Origin of the sequence: Streptomyces sp. NBC_01497 (assembly GCF_036250695.1) — a bacterium.
Taxonomy (GTDB): Bacteria; Actinomycetota; Actinomycetes; order Streptomycetales; family Streptomycetaceae; genus Streptomyces.
The window spans coordinates 6800533-6816616 of record NZ_CP109427.1 but is presented as its reverse complement, the minus strand read 5'-3'; the positions used below and the strand labels follow the sequence as shown (position 1 = coordinate 6816616).

At 71.6% G+C, this 16084-nt stretch carries 15 protein-coding genes; all 15 read right to left on the bottom strand.

Going from position 1 to position 16084, the window contains the following annotated elements; translation table 11 throughout:
* Positions 1 to 15: 15 nt before the first annotated feature.
* The 15 genes from OG310_RS28860 to pgsA all read right to left on the bottom strand — a co-directional run bounded on the left by OG310_RS28860 (position 16) and on the right by pgsA (position 16058).
* The gene (locus OG310_RS28860) at positions 16 to 2538 is read right to left on the bottom strand and encodes a RelA/SpoT family protein (RefSeq protein ID WP_329458770.1); all 2523 of its coding nucleotides are present in this window, start codon (positions 2536 to 2538) and stop codon (positions 16 to 18) included.
* A gap of 197 nt (positions 2539 to 2735) precedes the next feature.
* Entirely contained in the window at positions 2736 to 3281 is a 546-nt protein-coding gene (locus OG310_RS28855) for an adenine phosphoribosyltransferase (protein ID WP_329458769.1), read from the bottom strand.
* Positions 3278 to 4375 (bottom strand): protein translocase subunit SecF, encoded by a 1098-nt coding sequence (gene secF, locus OG310_RS28850; RefSeq protein WP_329458768.1) that lies wholly within the window; start codon positions 4373 to 4375, stop codon positions 3278 to 3280. Before secF ends, OG310_RS28855 begins: the two co-directional genes overlap by 4 nt.
* A gap of 1 nt (position 4376) precedes the next feature.
* Positions 4377 to 6170 (bottom strand): protein translocase subunit SecD, encoded by a 1794-nt coding sequence (gene secD / locus OG310_RS28845; RefSeq protein WP_329458767.1) that lies wholly within the window; start codon positions 6168 to 6170, stop codon positions 4377 to 4379.
* A gap of 157 nt (positions 6171 to 6327) precedes the next feature.
* Complete coding sequence (yajC, locus tag OG310_RS28840) at positions 6328 to 6870, bottom strand: preprotein translocase subunit YajC (protein WP_329458766.1); 543 nt, start codon at positions 6868 to 6870, stop codon at positions 6328 to 6330.
* A 164-nt stretch (positions 6871 to 7034) separates the two neighbouring features.
* Positions 7035 to 8138, bottom strand: a complete 1104-nt coding sequence (ruvB, locus tag OG310_RS28835; RefSeq protein ID WP_443078749.1) for a Holliday junction branch migration DNA helicase RuvB — start codon at positions 8136 to 8138, stop codon at positions 7035 to 7037.
* Between the two features lie 88 nt (positions 8139 to 8226).
* On the bottom strand, positions 8227 to 8856 hold the full coding sequence (ruvA, locus tag OG310_RS28830; protein WP_329458765.1) for a Holliday junction branch migration protein RuvA: 630 nt from the start codon (positions 8854 to 8856) through the stop codon (positions 8227 to 8229).
* Positions 8853 to 9422 (bottom strand): crossover junction endodeoxyribonuclease RuvC, encoded by a 570-nt coding sequence (gene ruvC / locus OG310_RS28825; protein WP_329458764.1) that lies wholly within the window; start codon positions 9420 to 9422, stop codon positions 8853 to 8855. Before ruvC ends, ruvA begins: the two co-directional genes overlap by 4 nt.
* Before the next feature lie 127 nt (positions 9423 to 9549).
* Positions 9550 to 10302, bottom strand: coding sequence for a YebC/PmpR family DNA-binding transcriptional regulator (locus OG310_RS28820; RefSeq protein WP_329458763.1), 753 nt, complete (start codon positions 10300 to 10302; stop codon positions 9550 to 9552).
* Between the two features lie 62 nt (positions 10303 to 10364).
* Positions 10365 to 10955: a pyridoxal 5'-phosphate synthase glutaminase subunit PdxT gene (pdxT, locus tag OG310_RS28815; RefSeq protein WP_329460443.1), complete on the bottom strand. Its 591-nt coding sequence runs from the start codon at positions 10953 to 10955 to the stop codon at positions 10365 to 10367.
* Between the two features lie 4 nt (positions 10956 to 10959).
* A complete protein-coding gene (gene pdxS, locus OG310_RS28810) occupies positions 10960 to 11889 on the bottom strand; it encodes a pyridoxal 5'-phosphate synthase lyase subunit PdxS (RefSeq protein WP_329458762.1) in 930 nt (309 codons plus the stop codon).
* A gap of 517 nt (positions 11890 to 12406) precedes the next feature.
* Positions 12407 to 12958 (bottom strand): hypothetical protein, encoded by a 552-nt coding sequence (locus OG310_RS28805; RefSeq protein ID WP_329458761.1) that lies wholly within the window; start codon positions 12956 to 12958, stop codon positions 12407 to 12409.
* A 321-nt stretch (positions 12959 to 13279) separates the two neighbouring features.
* Positions 13280 to 14428, bottom strand: a complete 1149-nt coding sequence (locus tag OG310_RS28800) for a glycosyltransferase family 4 protein (protein ID WP_329458760.1) — start codon at positions 14426 to 14428, stop codon at positions 13280 to 13282.
* Complete coding sequence (locus OG310_RS28795; RefSeq protein WP_329458759.1) at positions 14425 to 15360, bottom strand: phosphatidylinositol mannoside acyltransferase; 936 nt, start codon at positions 15358 to 15360, stop codon at positions 14425 to 14427. Before OG310_RS28795 ends, OG310_RS28800 begins: the two co-directional genes overlap by 4 nt.
* On the bottom strand, positions 15357 to 16058 hold the full coding sequence (gene pgsA / locus OG310_RS28790) for a phosphatidylinositol phosphate synthase (RefSeq protein WP_329458758.1): 702 nt from the start codon (positions 16056 to 16058) through the stop codon (positions 15357 to 15359). The genes OG310_RS28795 and pgsA overlap by 4 nt, the downstream gene beginning before the upstream one ends.
* Positions 16059 to 16084: the final 26 nt, after the last annotated feature.

Genomic DNA, 16084 nt, shown 5'->3' with positions numbered 1-16084 from the left:
GCGGGCGCCGCGCCGTCAGGGCCTGCGCGCCGACGTGACGCGGTAGACGTCGTACACGCCCTCCACGCCCCGTACCGCCTTCAGGACGTGCCCGAGGTGCTTCGGGTCGCCCATCTCGAAGGTGAAGCGCGAGGTGGCCACACGGTCGCGGGATGTCTGGACCGCTGCCGACAGGATGTTCACATGCTGATCCGACAGCACCCGGGTGACGTCCGAGAGCAGCCGGGACCGGTCCAGCGCCTCGACCTGGATCGCCACGAGGAACACCGACGACTGGGTCGGCGCCCACTCGACTTCGAGGATCCGTTCGGGCTGCTGCGACAGCGAGTCCACGTTGACGCAGTCGGCGCGGTGCACGGACACCCCGCTGCCGCGCGTGACGAAACCGATGATCGGGTCGCCCGGCACCGGTGTACAGCACCGCGCGAGCTTCACCCACACGTCGTCGACACCCTTGACGACGACCCCGGGGTCCGCGTTGGACCGGCGCTTGCCCCGGCCGTGCGCGGGCGGTGTCGTCTCCTCGATGTCCTCGTTGGCCGCCTCCTCGCCGCCGAGCGCCTGCACCAGCTTCTGCACGACGCCCTGCGCCGCGACATGGCCCTCGCCGATCGCCGCGTAAAGGGACGAGATATCGGGGTAGCGCATCTCGTGCGCGAGGGTCACCAGCGAATCGCCGGTCAGTATCCGCTGGATCGGCAGGTTCTGCTTACGCATCGCCCGCGCGATGGCGTCCTTGCCCTGTTCGATGGCCTCCTCGCGGCGCTCCTTGGAGAACCAGCCGCGGATCTTGTTGCGTGCCCGGGGCGACTTGACGAAGCCGAGCCAGTCGCGGGAGGGGCCCGCACCGGACGCCTTGGAGGTGAAGACCTCCACCAGGTCGCCGTTGTCGAGCGTCGACTCCAGCGGTACGAGCCGCCCGTTGACCCGCGCGCCGATGGTGCGGTGACCGACCTCGGTGTGCACCGCGTACGCGAAGTCGACGGGGGTGGCGCCGGCCGGCAGCGCTATGACGTCGCCCTTCGGTGTGAAGACGAAGACCTCGTTGCGGGAGAGGTCGAAGCGCAGCGACTCCAGGAACTCGCTGGGGTCCTCCGTCTCCTTCTGCCAGTCGAGCAACTGGCGCAGCCACGCCATGTCGTTGACGGTGTCCTGCCCGCCGCCCTTGCCGGCGGACTTGGGCACGTCCGTGCGGACCTTGGAGGCGCCCGCGACGGCGTCCTGCTTGTACTTCCAGTGCGCGGCGATGCCGTACTCGGCGCGGCGGTGCATGTCGAACGTGCGGATCTGCAGTTCGACGGGCTTGCCGCTGGGCCCGATGACCGTCGTGTGCAGCGACTGGTACATGTTGAACTTGGGCATCGCGACGTAGTCCTTGAACCGCCCCGGTACCGGGTTCCACCGGGCGTGGACGGTACCGAGCGCCGCATAGCAGTCACGGACGGTGTCGACGAGGACGCGGATGCCCACCAGGTCGTAGATCTCCGCGAAGTCCCGGCCGCGGACGATCATCTTCTGGTACACGCTGTAGTAGTGCTTCGGTCGGCCGGTGACGGTCGCCTTGATCCGCGCGGCCCGCAGGTCGGCCTGCACCTCGTCGGTCACTATGGCCAGGTACTCGTCGCGCTTGGGCGCGCGCTCCGCGACGAGGCGGACGATCTCGTCGTACATCTTGGGGTAGAGGATCGCGAAGGCGAGGTCCTCCAGCTCCCACTTGATGGTGTTCATGCCGAGCCGGTGGGCCAGGGGGGCGTAGATCTCCAGCGTCTCCCGGGCCTTCTTCTCCTGCTTGTCCCGCTTGAGGAAGCGCATGGTGCGCATGTTGTGCAGGCGGTCGGCGAGCTTGATCACCAGGACGCGCGGGTCGCGGGCCATCGCGACGACCATCTTGCGGACGGTCTCGGCCTGCGCCGCCTCACCGAACTTGACCTTGTCGAGCTTGGTGACGCCGTCCACGAGGGCCGCCACCTGGTCGCCGAAGTCCTGGCGCAGGGTGTCCAGGCCGTACTCGGTGTCCTCGACGGTGTCGTGCAGCAGCCCGGCCATCACCGTGGCCGGATCCATCCCCAGCTCGGCCAGGATGGTGGTGACGGCGAGCGGGTGCGTGATGTACGGGTCGCCGCTCTTGCGCTTCTGGCCCCGGTGCCAGCGCTCCGCGACCTGGTAGGCCCGCTCGATCTGGCGCAGCGTGGCCGTCTCGATCTTGGGGTCGTTGCCCCGCACCGTGCGCAGCAGCGGTTCCAGCACCGGGTTGTACGGGGACGACCGCTGCACGCCCAGACGGGCGAGCCTGGCACGTACCCGATTGGGGGACGCGGCGCGCGAAGGGGTCGCGGGGACGGGCTTGGGGGCCGTGGGCGGCGTGTGGTTCGGGCGCGCCTGAGGCGCCCCCGGTGCTGCCTCGGCCGGGTGCGTCCCTGAGCCGCCGGCCGGCCCGGCGTCGCCCGCTCGGGCCTGCTGCTTCGTCTCGGGCTCCGCCTGGGCCCGGTCGGCGTGCGGCTCGGGCGTGGCGGCCAGTGGCTTGGCCTCGTCTGGCAAGAGCGCTCCTCGTGCGGATCGGGACCACCCGTTCAGCCCCGGAAAGGTCCATGGTAGCGATCCCGGCCATTTCGCTCGCTCCGGGAACGGCGGATCCTACGGGAGCCGGGGCCGGAGCCGGCCCCCGGGCCCGGAGGAACGACGGACGGGCACCCGGTTGTTGCCGGATGCCCGCCATCACACGTCCGAGGGACGCGTCAGACCGTGAGGAGGGCCTCCAGCGGGGCACCCCGCAGGACCTTCTGCAGCCGGGCCCTGCCGTCCAGGAACCCGAGCTCCATGAGCACGGACACCCCGGCGACCTCGGCCCCGGCCCGCCTGATCAGCTCCACGGCGGCCTCGGCCGTACCTCCCGTGGCGAGCACGTCGTCGATGACGGCGACCCGGTCGCCGGCGACGAGGTCCTCGGCGTGGACCTCGATCTCCGCGGTGCCGTACTCCAGGTCATAACTCTGCGAGAGCGTCGCGCCCGGCAGCTTGCCCGCCTTGCGGACCGGCACGAAGCCGATGCCGGTCACGACCGAGACGGGCGCGGCCAGGATGAAGCCGCGGGCCTCCAGGCCCACGATCTTCGTGGCGCCCATCCTGCGGCAGTCCTCGGCGAGCGCCTCGGTCAGCAGCCGGAACGCGGCCGGGTCCGCGAGCAGCGGGGTGATGTCCTTGAACATCACGCCGGGCTCCGGATAGTCCGCGACGTCCCGGATCCGGGAGAGCAGCAGCTCCCTGGTCTCCTCCCCGCTCACCTGCGCCTCCCCGTGGAGCCGGAGGAGCGGCCGCCGCGCGGACGGTCACGCGGTCCCGCCACCGCGGGGGTGGGACCGGCGCCGGCCGGCAGAGGGGACGCCTCGCCACCCGGGCCGCCGGCCTGCTCCTCCTTGGCGCGCTTGGCGAGGACCCGCTTGCGCAGCGCCTTCATCTGCGGCTCGCGCTCCTTGAGCTCCGCCACGAGCGGCGTCGCGATGAAGATGGAGGAGTACGCGCCGGCCGCGAGGCCGACGAACAGCGAGAGCGCGATGTCGTTCAGGTCGCCGGCGCCGAGGAAGCCGCCGCCGATGAACAGCAGGCCCGCGACGGGCAGCAGGGCCACGACGGTCGTGTTGATCGACCGGACCAGGGTGCTGTTGATCGAGTTGTTGGCGACCTCGGAGTACGTGTACCTGGTCTGCTTGGTGATCCCCTTCGACTGCTCCTTGAGGCTGTCGAAGACCACGACCGTGTCGTAGAGCGAGTAACCGAGGATCGTCAGCAGGCCGATCACGGTGCCGGGCGAGACCTGGAAGCCCACCAGCGCGTACACACCGACGGTGATGACGATGTCGTGCAGCAGCGCGACGAACGCCGCGACCGCCATGCGCCATTCGAAGGCGATCGCCAGGTAGATCACCACAAGGACCAGGAAGATGATCAGACCGGTCCACGCCTTGTTGGCGATGGTGGAGCCCCAGCTCGGACCGACCAGGTCCGCCGTGATCGCGTTCTGGTCGACCTTGAGGTCCTTGGCCAGCTCCGCCTTGATCGGGTCGGACTGTGTGGTCGTGATGTCCGCGATCTGGATGCGCAGCGAGCCGTTGCCGAGCTTTTGGACGAGGGCCGTCTTGCCCGACGCGCTCTGCGCGTCGGAGACGGCTTCCTCGACCGAGATGCTCGTCTTCGGCGTGGTGAAGACCGCGCCGCCCTTGAAGTCGATGCTCTCGTTGATGCCGCGCACCCCGAGCCCGACGATCGCCGTGATCGCGATGAGCACCGAGATGCTGTACCAGATCTTGCGCTTGCCCACGAAGTCGTAGCCGACCTCGCCGCGGTAGAGACGAGCGGTGAACGCACTGATCCGTGACATCTCACGCCTCCTTCGGGTGGTCGGACGAGGAAGCGCCACCGACCGGGCGGGAGCGGCGCAGGGGCGGTTTGGCTCCGAGCCGCTTCGGGTCGAGACCGGACCACGGGTGGCCGTCGGAGAAGAACTTCCGGCGCGCCAGCAACGTCATCACGGGCTTGGTGAACAGGAACACCACGACTACGTCGAGGACGGTGGTCAGGCCCAGCGTGAACGCGAAGCCCTGCACCTTGCCGACCGTGACGATGAACAGCACGGCGGCGGCCAGGAAGGAGACGAAGTCGGAGACCAGCACCGTGCGCCGGGCGCGCGGCCAGGCGCGCTCGACGGCGGGCCGCAGGGTGCGGCCCTCTCTGATCTCGTCCCGGATCCGTTCGAAGTACACGATGAACGAGTCGGCGGTGATACCGATCGCGACGATGGCACCGCAGACGGCCGGCAGGTTCAGCGCGAAGCCGATGCCGGAGCCGAGGAGCGCCATCAGTGTGTACGTGAGCACCGCCGAGACCACGAGGCTGAGGACCGCGATCGCGGCCAGACCCCGGTAGTAGGCGATGAGGTAGATCAGCACCAGCAGGAAGCCGACGCCGCCGGCGATCAGGCCCGCCTTGAGCTGCTGGCTGCCGAGCGCCGCCGTGACGGTCGTGACCGTCTCCTCGTGGAAGGACAGCGGCAGAGCGCCGTACGACAGCACGTTGCCGAGGTCCTTCGCCGACTGCTGGTCGAAGCTGCCGGAGATCTGGGCGCTGCCGCTCAGGGTCTGGCTGACCGAGGGGGCGGACTCGACGTTGCCGTCGAGGACGATGGCGAACTGGTTCATCGGCGCCTGCTGCTGCGACAGCTGGCCGGTGATCGTCGAGAACTTCTTGCTGCCCGCGCCGGTGAAGTCGAGGGTGACGATCCACTGGGCGTTCTGGCTGTCGAAGACGCCCTGGGACTTCTTGACGTCAGTGCCCTCCAGGGCGGACGGGCCGAGGACGTACTTCTCCCACTGCTTGTTCGAGTCCTGGCCGCAGGCGACGATCGTGTCCTTCGGGCCCGCACCCTGGTTGGCCTTGGTCCGCTGCGCCTTGCTGCTGCAGTCCAGGGCCTCGAACTTCTTCTGCAGCGCCGCGGTCGCCGGGTCCGGCGGTGTGGTGGCGTCCGTGGCCGGCGGTGAGGCCGGGGCACTCGCGTCGCCGGACGGCGTCGGAGAGGGATCCTTCTGCAGGGCGCTGGTGACCGCGCGCCCCTGGGTGGTGGAACTGGCCGACGGCGAACCGGAGGCCTTGTCGGTGGCGGTCGTTCCCCCTGCGGAGGACGACGCCTTGCCGCTCGGGGTCGCGCCGGGCGAACCGCTCGGGGTGGCCTTCGGGGAGCCGCTGGTGGACGGCTGGGGCGTCGGAGCGCCCGCCGCCACGGTCAGCACGGGCCGGAAGTACAGCTGGGCGGTCTGGCCGACCTGCTGACGGGCCTGGGCCTCGTTGGTCCCCTTGGGGATGTTCACGACGATGTTGTCGCTGCCCTGCGTCTGGACCTCGGCCTCGGAGACACCGAGACCGTTGACACGGCGGTTCATGATGTCGACCGCGGTGTCCATGTTGGTCTTGTTGATCGCGTTGGGCTTACCCGGCGTGTTCTGCGCCTTCAGCGTGATCGTCGTACCGCCCGCGAGGTCGATGCCCAGGCGCGGTGCGGTGTCTCCCGACCAGAACATGCCGCCCACCAGGGCGGCGATGACGATCAGGAACAATGAAAGGGTGCGGCCCGGCCTGCCTGGCGAGCCCGCAGACCTTCGACCCTTCTTGGGTGCTGCCACCTTCTCGATTCTCCCTGTCCAACCGCCCTCCGTCCGGTGGCGAGCGCCGGAGCCTGAAGCGGCCACGAAGTGTTGTGGGGACCCTGCCCCGCCAAGTTCGTTACGGCCCGTGCACCGCCGACAGCCGCGGTGCGGCGGCCCGCGGTCGCGGAGGTGACTACTTCGTTCCGGTCTCGCCGTCGGTCTTGGCCTCGTCCTTGGCGTCCTGGGCGGCGGCGTCCTTCGGCTCGGCGTCCTTCGACTCGGTGTCCGCGCTGCCGGCCTCGCCCGCGGCGGAGTCCTTGGACTCACCCTCGGACTTCGTCAGGTCGGCGCCGGGCTTCTTGCCCAGGTCGATCTTGGAGATCCCGCCCTCGGTCAGCGACGAGGCGTCGTCCGGGACGACCGGCGCGTCCAGCCCGAGGTCGCCGGCCGGCTCCTCGCCGTGCACGATCCGGTTGTACTCCTCGTCGTCGAGGACGGCACCGATGGCGTTCTTCGCGTAGACGGCGTGCACGCCGGGAGCGACCTCCAGAAGGACCATCTCGTCGTGGACCTCCTTGACGGTCGCGAACATGCCGCCGATGGTGCGAACGCCGACACCGGGCTGCACGTCGCTGCGCATCGAGGCCGCGGCCGCCTGCTTCTTCTTGGCGGAGCGCGTCATCAGGAACATGGCCCCGATGAGCACGATGAAGGGGAGGAGGGTCACGATACTCACGGGCGGGAACTTCCTTCGCACGACCGCTGTCGAAACGGCCTGGTATTCGGGGGTGGGAACGCCGACCGGAAGGGGCGGCACCGGCGGAGTCTAGGCGAGTCCGCATCGTTGGAACAACGCCCAGCATGGCACCCGGGTTCCGCAGGCGGCGAGTAAGTGTGCTCTCAGGCTCCGAACAGGCCCTGTTGTCCGCTTGCTCCCGGTGCGTGCTGCGGGGCCGTGAGACCCAGGTGCCCCCAGGCCGCGGGAGTCGCGACGCGACCACGGGGCGTGCGCGCGAGCAGGCCCTCCCGCACGAGGAACGGCTCGGCGACCTCCTCGACGGTCTCGCGCTCCTCCCCCACCGCCACCGCGAGGGTGGACAGGCCGACGGGGCCGCCGCCGAACAGCTTGAGCAGCGCGCCCAGCACCGCCCGGTCGAGCCGGTCGAGGCCGCGCTCGTCCACCTCGTACACCCGAAGGGCCGCGGCGGCGACCTCGCGGGTGACATGCCCGTCGCCCTTGACCTGGGCGTAGTCCCGTACGCGGCGCAACAGGCGGTTCGCGATACGCGGCGTGCCGCGGGAGCGGCCGGCGATCTCCGCGGCGCCCGCCGGGTCGACGTCGACGTCGAGCAGCTGGGCGGAGCGGTGCAGCACGCGCTCCAGCTCGGCGCTGTTGTAGAACTCCATGTGGCCGGTGAAGCCGAAACGGTCCCGCAGCGGCGGCGGCAGCAGTCCGGCCCGGGTGGTGGCACCGACCAGGGTGAACGGCGGCAGCTCCAGGGGGATCGCGGTGGCGCCCGGACCCTTGCCGACGATGACGTCGACGCGGAAGTCCTCCATCGCCATGTACAGCATCTCCTCGGCCGGCCGCGACATGCGGTGGATCTCGTCGAGGAACAGCACCTCGCCCTCCTGGAGGGAGGAGAGGATCGCCGCGAGGTCGCCCGCGTGCTGGATCGCGGGGCCAGAGGTGATGCGGATCGGGGCGCCCATCTCGGCCGCGACGATCATCGCGAGGGTGGTCTTGCCGAGGCCCGGCGATCCCGAGAACAGGACGTGGTCGGAGGTGGCGCCACGGGCGAGCGCCGCCTTGAGCACCAGGTCGAGCTGCTCCCGTACGCGCTCCTGGCCGACGAACTCGGACAGCGACTTGGGACGCAGTGCCGCCTCGACGGCCTGGTCCTCGCCGTCCGCGGACGCGCCGACCAGCCGGTCGACGGCCTCGGTCCCGATGTCCGTGGCGTCTGCGACGTCGGTGTCCTCTGCGGGAACGTCCCAGTTCACTGCGTGCCCTTCGGTGGTCCTTCGGTGGATCTGCGGGCTGCCGGCCCGGCCCCGGGCGCCGGCTCGTGCGGCGGCCGGGCGGCACGGGTCAGTGCGTGCGGTTCAGGCTCTGCAGCGCGGCCCGCAGCAGCTGCGGCACCGGCGGCGCGGTCCCCTGGGCGAGGGCGGCCTCGGCCTGCGGGGTGACCTGCACGACGGCCTCCTCGGCCTCCCGGCTCTGGTAGCCGAGCCCGACGAGCGCCGCGAGCAGCTGCTCGCTCCAGGGGGCGGGTCCGGCCGCCAGGGCGCCGGGACGGGCCGCCGCGCCCGTGCCGAGCGGCGGGCCGAGCCGGTCCTTCAACTCCAGCAGGAGCTTCTGCGCGCCCTTCTTGCCGATGCCGGGCACGGCCGTGAGCGCCTTCTCGTCCCCCGTGGCGACGGCGATGCGCAGCGCGTCCGGGCTGTGCACGGCGAGCATGGCCTGGGCGAGCCGGGGACCCACCCCGCTGGCGCTCTGCAGCAGCTCGAAGACCTGCCGCTCGTCGTCGTCGGCGAAGCCGTAGAGCGTGAGCGAGTCCTCCCGTACGACGAGGGAGGTGGCGAGTCGGGCCTGCTCGCCCAGGCGGAGCCCGGCGAGGGTGGCGGGCGCACACTGCACGGCCATGCCGACGCCGCCGACCTCGATCACCGCCGTACTCGGGGCGACGGCGGCGACCCGGCCGCTGAGGAACGCGATCATGGGGTGACCTTCCGGACGGATGGGCCGCCTCCCGGCAGGCGCGGGGCGCGCGCGGCCCGCGCGGCGGCCTGGGCCTGCTGGAGGCGGTCGGTGGCGGGGGCCCGCCAGATGTGGCAGATCGCGAGGGCGAGCGCGTCGGCGGCGTCCGCCGGCTTCGGGGGCGCCGCGAGGCGCAGCAGCCGGGTGACCATCGCGCCGACCTGAGCCTTGTCGGCGCGCCCGCTGCCGGTGACGGCGGCCTTGACCTCGCTCGGGGTGTGCAGCGCCACCGGGATCCCGCGGCGGGACGCGCAGAGCACCGCGACGGCGCTGGCCTGTGCCGTGCCCATCACCGTACGGACGTTGTTCTGGCTGAACACCCGCTCCACCGCGACGCGTTCGGGCCGGTACTCGTCCAACCAGGCCTCGATGCCCTGCTCGACGGCGACCAGCCGCGGCCCGAGGTCGCTCTCCGCGGGCGTACGGATCACCCCGACACCCAGCATCGTGAGCGGCCGGCCCGCGACCCCCTCGACGACGCCGATGCCGCACCGGGTCAGACCGGGGTCGACGCCAAGAACCCGCATCGCACACCCCCCTTCGGTCAACTGTTCCAGCCGTTCAGCACCCTAGTGGCCGCCACTGACAAAGCGACGGACCGACGGAGACACGCTCCGTCGGCCCGTCGGCTGTGCGGCTGCCGGCCGGGGCCGGTCAGACGTCGACCTTCTCCATGACCTCGTCGGACACGTCGAAGTTCGCGAAGACGTTCTGCACGTCGTCGCTGTCCTCCAGCGCGTCGATCAGCTTGAAGATCTTCCGCGCGCCCTCCTCGTCCAGCTCGACCTGCATGGTCGGGACGAAGTTGGCGTCGGCGGAGTCGTAGTCGATGCCGGCCTCCTGCAGGGCGGTGCGCACCGCGACCAGGTCGGTGGCCTCGCTCAGCACCTCGAAGGACTCACCGAGGTCGTTGACCTCCTCGGCGCCCGCTTCGAGGACCGCGCCCAGGACGTCGTCCTCGGACAGCTCGCCCTTGGGGACGACGACGACACCCTTGCGGTTGAACAGGTACGACACGGAGCCCGGGTCCGCCATGGAGCCGCCGTTGCGCGTCATGGCGACGCGGACGTCGGAGGCGGCGCGGTTGCGGTTGTCCGTGAGGCACTCGATGAGCACGGCGACGCCGTTCGGGCCGTAACCCTCGTACATGATCGTCTCGTACTCGGCGCCGCCGGCCTCAAGGCCGGCGCCGCGCTTGAGCGCCGAGTCGATGTTCTTGTTGGGGACCGACTGCTTCTTCGCCTTCTGCACGGCGTCGAACAGTGTCGGGTTGCCCTCGATGTCGGCGCCACCGGTGCGCGCGGCGACTTCGATGTTCTTGATCAGCTTCGCGAAGAGTTTGCCGCGCTTGGCATCGATCACGGCCTTCTTGTGCTTCGTCGTAGCCCATTTAGAGTGGCCGGACATCTGCCTGTCTCCTTCGCGTAACCGATGCAGCTCTGTTCGCCAGAGATCCTACCGGGATCCGCTCATGCTACGGAGCGCACCATGTCGGCGAACAGCCGGTGCACACGGTGGTCCCCGGTCAGTTCCGGGTGGAACGACGTGGCGAGCACGTTGCCCTGGCGTACGGCGACGACATGGCCCGCGTGCTCGGCCAGCACCACGACCTCGGCGCCGACCGACTCCACCCAGGGCGCCCGGATGAAGACGCCCTCGACGGGTCCGCCGTCGACGCCCTCGACCTCGACGGCCGCCTCGAAGGACTCGTTCTGCCGCCCGAAGGCGTTGCGGCGCACGATCATGTCGATGCCGCCCACGGTCTCCTGCCCCGACCGCGGGTCGAGGATCTTCTCCGCGAGCAGGATCATCCCCGCGCACGTGCCGTACACCGGCAGGCCGCCGCGGACCCGCTCGCGCAGCGGTTCCATCAGGCCGAACAGGACGGCGAGCTTCGACATGGTGGTGGACTCGCCGCCGGGGACGACGAGGCCGTCCACGGCGGCGAGTTCCTCGGGCCTGCGCACGGACACGGCGGCCACCCCGGAGGCGGCCAGCGCCGCGACGTGCTCGCGCACGTCCCCCTGCAGGGCGAGCACCCCGATGGTGGGGCCCGTGATGTCCTTACCAGCCACGGTTCTCGAACCGCTCGGCGTCGGGGGCCGCGTCGAGGTTGATGCCGACCATGGCCTCGCCGAGGTCGCGCGACGCGTCGGCGATGATCTTCGGGTCGTCGTAGAAGGTGGTGGCCTTCACGATGGCGGCGGCGCGCTTGGCAGGGTCGCCGGACTTGAAGATGCCGGAGCCGACGAACACGCCCTCGGCGCCGAGCTGGCGCATCAGCGCGGCATCGGCGGGGGTGGCGACACCGCCCGCGGAGAACAGCACGACGGGCAGCTTGCCCAGCTCCGCGACCTCGCGCACGATCTCGTACGGCGCGCGCAGTTCCTTCGCGGCGGCGTACAGCTCGTTGCGGTCCGCGCCGCGCAGACGGGCGATCTCGCCCTTGATCTGGCGCAGGTGGCGCACGGCCTCGACGACGTTGCCGGTGCCGGCCTCGCCCTTGGAACGGATCATGGCGGCGCCCTCGGCGATGCGGCGCAGGGCCTCACCGAGGTTGGTGGCACCGCAGACGAAGGGGGTGGTGAACGCCCACTTGTCGGAGTGGTTGGCCTCGTCGGCGGGGGTGAGGACCTCGGACTCGTCGATGTAGTCGACGCCGAGGGACTGCAGGACCTGCGCCTCGACGATGTGGCCGATCCTGGACTTCGCCATGACGGGGATCGACACGGCGTTGATGATCCCCTCGATCATGTCGGGGTCGGACATCCGCGCGATGCCGCCGTGCTTGCGGATGTCGGCGGGGACCCGCTCCAGGGCCATGACCGCGACGGCGCCCGCGTCCTCGGCGATCTTCGCCTGCTCGGGGGTGACGACATCCATGATCACGCCGCCCTTGAGCTGCTCGGCCATGCCGCGCTTCACACGGGCGGTACCGGTCTCGGGGTTCGCCGACTGGGGGGCCTGGGGGGCGGACTGCGGAGCAGTGGACACAAGGGCCTCGCTGAGGTGAAAGGGACGGAAACCTGCCAATCAGAGGAAACGCCTGGTGACGGGCGGGCGACAAGAGCCAATGCGCGGGCGGTGGACCTCTCGGGACGCGATCCGCGCCACTGTCCGCCGGGGCTCGCCCTCCCGCCGGGGAGCCCCTTCAAGGCGCCCGCTTCAGGGGGCGCCCCAGGGAGCCCGATCCAGGGCGGGGCGCTCACTCACCGGAGAGCGCCCGCACTCCGGGCGGGGCGCTCGTTCTCCAGGCGGGGCGCTCGTTCTCCCGGCAGGGCGCTCGTTCTCCGGCGCTCTGCCCGAGCTCGCGGAAATCCCCCGGCTCCTGGGGCATGGCGTCCGTTCTCCGGCGGGCTGCTCAATCTCCGGCAGTGCCCGCCTCTCGGGGACCGCGCTGGTTCACCCGGCGGGCGCCGCTCCCAGGGAGGGGCGCCCGGCCCTGCCGGACGGCGCCAGTTCCCGCCAGGGCGTCCGGGCTCCGCGGGGGCGCCCGATCCGCGGCAGCGCGCTAGGCGGCGCGGTCCGCGAGCGCGACCGGCGCCTCGTCGTCCATCTCGAACGCGAGCGGGCGCGGGGCGTGCCCGGCCAGCCGGAACCAGCGCACCTTGCGGTGCCTGCGCAGGGCCCGGGCGGCCCGCACGGCGTCGTTGTAGAAGCGGCGCGCCATGGGGACGCGGCGTACCGCGGCGCCGAGTTCGTCGGCCGCCTCCACCCCGCCCGGTACCGCCCGTACGGCTTCGACCTGCACGGACTCGCCGAACACCGCGCGCAGCGCCTGGCTCAGTTCGCTCTCCGCGACCTCGCGCTCCTCTTCCTCCGCCTGCCGGGCCGCGTGTGCGGCCTCGTACAGCACGATGGACGCCGCCGGGTCGAGCACGCCGGAGGTCGCGACCTCCTGGGCGACGGAGGCGCGGCGCAGCAGGGTGGCGTCGAGCGAGGCGCGGGTGGCGTCGATCCGGGCGTGCAGCCGGTCGAGCCGGCCGGCGGTCCAGCTCAGGTAGAGGCCGAAGGCGACGAGCACGACGACGGCGACGCCGATCCAGGCGAGGGTCACGATCACGCCAGCAGGCTACCGGCCACGGGCCGGCCCGTACCCCGGTCTCCGGCCGTCCCGCCGGCACCGGGCGCGGGCGAACGGCTGCCGTCCGCCGCTCCGAACGCCCCTGCCGGGGAGCGTCCATGGAACTCCTGGCGCCCCAACCAGCGCCAAGAAACCGGGTGTTGGGCGCCAGCCCCCCGACGGACCGGCGCGCACGCGGCGACGCGGGACGCCCGCCGGCCCCTGCCGGACGCGGGCGAAGGCGGCGCCGTGCCCGGCGCGACGCGTCCCGCCGGGAGGCGACAAAGCGACAAAGCCCCTCCGCGCCACGGCGACCGACGCCTAGACGCGGGGCCCGCGCTCCACCGCCGCCACCTGGGCCGCGCCGTCCGCGACCGTCTCGTACACGGCGAGGATGTCCGCACCGACCGTCGACCAGTCGAAGCGCCGCACGTGCGCCGAGGCGCGGTCGCGCAGCGCGGCCCGGCGCGGGTCGTCCGCCAGCAGCGCGAGCGCCGTCGTGGCCAGCGCGTCCGCGTCCTCGTTCGGGAACAGCACGCCCGCCTGGCCCTGCCCCAGCACCTGCGCGAACGCCTCCAGGTCGCTCGCCAGCACCGGCGCCCCCGCGGACATCGCCTCGACCAGGATGATGCCGAAGCTCTCGCCGCCCGTGTTGGGCGCCACGTACAGGTCGACGCTGCTCAGGAGCCGCGCCTTGTCCTCGTCACTGATCATGCCGAGGAACTCGACCCGCGAGCGCGACTCCCGGGGCAGTGACGCCACCGCCTCCTTCTCGTCGCCGCGCCCCGCGACCAGCAGCCGGGTCTCCGGCCGCGCCGCGAGGATCTTCGGCAGGGCCCGCATCAGGACCGGCAGGCCCTTGCGCGGCTCGTCGATGCGGCCGACGAAGCCGATCGTGCTCGCCCTGCCCCGGCCCTGCCAGGCCGGGTCGGGCTCCGCCTTCGCGAAGAAGTCGACGTCGACGCCGTTGGGGATCACCACGGCGTCGCCGCCGAGGTGTTCCACCAGGGTGCGCCGCGCGTACTCGCTCACCGCGATGCGCGCGCTGATCTTCTCCAGCGCCGCCTGGAGGATCGCGTAGGCGGCGATCATCGCGCGCGAGCGCGGGTTCGACGTGTGGAACGTCGCGACGATCGGGCCCTGCGCCGCCCAGCAGGTGAGCAGTCCGAGGGACGGCGAGGACGGTTCGTGGATGTGCACGACGTCGAAGTGGCCGTCGTGCAGCCACCGCCGCACGCGCGCCGCCGAGATGAAGCCGAAGTTGAGGCGCGCCACCGACCCGTTGTACGGGACGGGTACCGCGCGGCCCGCGGAGACCACGTAGGGCGGCAGCGGCGTCTCGTCGTCGGCGGGTGCGAGGACGGACACCTCGTGGCCGAGCTTGATGAGGTGTTCCGAGAGGTCCCTGATGTGGAACTGCACGCCCCCCGGGACGTCCCAGGAGTACGGGCAGACGATGCCGATCCTCATGACTGCGCCCGCCCCTGCCCCGGCGCGCCGGGGCCGCGCGGATCGAGGTCCGCGAGCCACAGCCGCTGCAACATGTGCCAGTCCTGCGGGTGTTCGGCGATCCCCCCGGCGAAGACGTCGGCCAGCGCCTGGGTCATGGACGACGTCTTCTCGGCGCGCGTGCCCGAGGCGGGCACCTCGACGGGCGGATGCACCGCGCCGCGCATGACCGGCGAGTCGTCGTACCAGAGGGTGACCGGCAGCAGCGCCGCGCCGGTGTGCTGGGCGAGCAGGGCGGGCCCCGCGGGCATGGTGGCGCGCTCCCCGAAGAAGTCGACCTCGACGCCCGAGGACGACAGGTCGCGGTCGGCGACCAGACAGACCATGCCGCCGCCGCGCAGGCGCCGGGCGAGCGTGCCGAACGCGGCGCCGCCCGCGTGCGGCAGCACCTCCATGCCGAGGCTCTCGCGGTAGGCGACGAACCGGTCGTACAGGCTCTCGGGCTTGAGCCGTTCCGCGACCGTGGTGAAGTTCCGGCCGAGGGCCTGGGCCACCCAGGCGCCCGCGAGGTCCCAGTTGGCGAGGTGCGGCAGCGCTATGATCACGCCCCGGTTCGCGGCGAACGCCTCGTCGAGGTGGTGCACCCCCTTCGGCGCGAAGCCGTTCACCACCCGCTCCTTGGACCAGGTGGGCAGCCGGAAGGACTCCATCCAGTAGCGCAGGTACGAGCGCATCCCGGCCTTCGACAGTTCGGCGAGCCGCTCGGGGCCCGCGTCCGGGACCACCCGGGCGAGGTTGCTCTCCAGACGCTCTATCGCCTTGCCGCGCCGCTTCCAGGCGACGTCCGCGACGGTCCGGCCCAGCGAGCGGGCGACGGGTTCCGGGAGGGTCTTGACCGTGGCCCAGCCGAGCCCGTAGAGGGCGTCGGTGGCGCGGTCCTTCGCGTCGCTCACGAGGCGGCCCCGGACGCGCCGGCGCCGGGGGCGCCAGGGGCGCCGGCCTCCGCCTCGGCCTTCGCCGCGTCGGCCTCCGCCGCCTCGCGCCGTACGGTGACGACCCGCTGGCACAGCGTCACCAGCGATCCGGCCGCCACGATCCACAGCGCGATGGGCAGCAGGATCTGGATGCCCGGCACCCCGAAGGTGCGGTGGAACCCGGCCAGACCGCCCAGGACGAGGGTGATCACCAGGCGTTCCGCGCGTTCCACCAGTCCGTTGACGGCGACGGGCAGGCCGATCGACTCGCCGCGGGCCTTGGTGTACGACACGACCTGGCCGCTCGCGAGGCAGAAGATGGCGACCGCGCACATCATGTCGTTGTCGCCGGTGCCCGCGTACCAGAGCGCGAAGCCACCGAAGATCGCACCGTCGGCGACCCGGTCGAGCGTCGAGTCGAGGAACGCGCCCCACCGGCTGGAGACGCCGGCCTGCCGCGCCATGTTGCCGTCGACCAGGTCGGAGAAGACGAAGACGGTGATGCAGATCGTGCCCCAGAAGAACTCGCCACGGGGGTAGAACACCAGCGCGCCCGCCACCACCCCCGCCGTGCCGATCAGCGTGACCGTGTCCGGGCTCACCCCTCTTCGGAGCAGGAGCGCGGCGAACGGCGTGAGGACACGCGTGAAGAACGCACGCGCGTACTTGTTCAGCATGGCTTTCCCGGGGTCGTTGGCGCCTG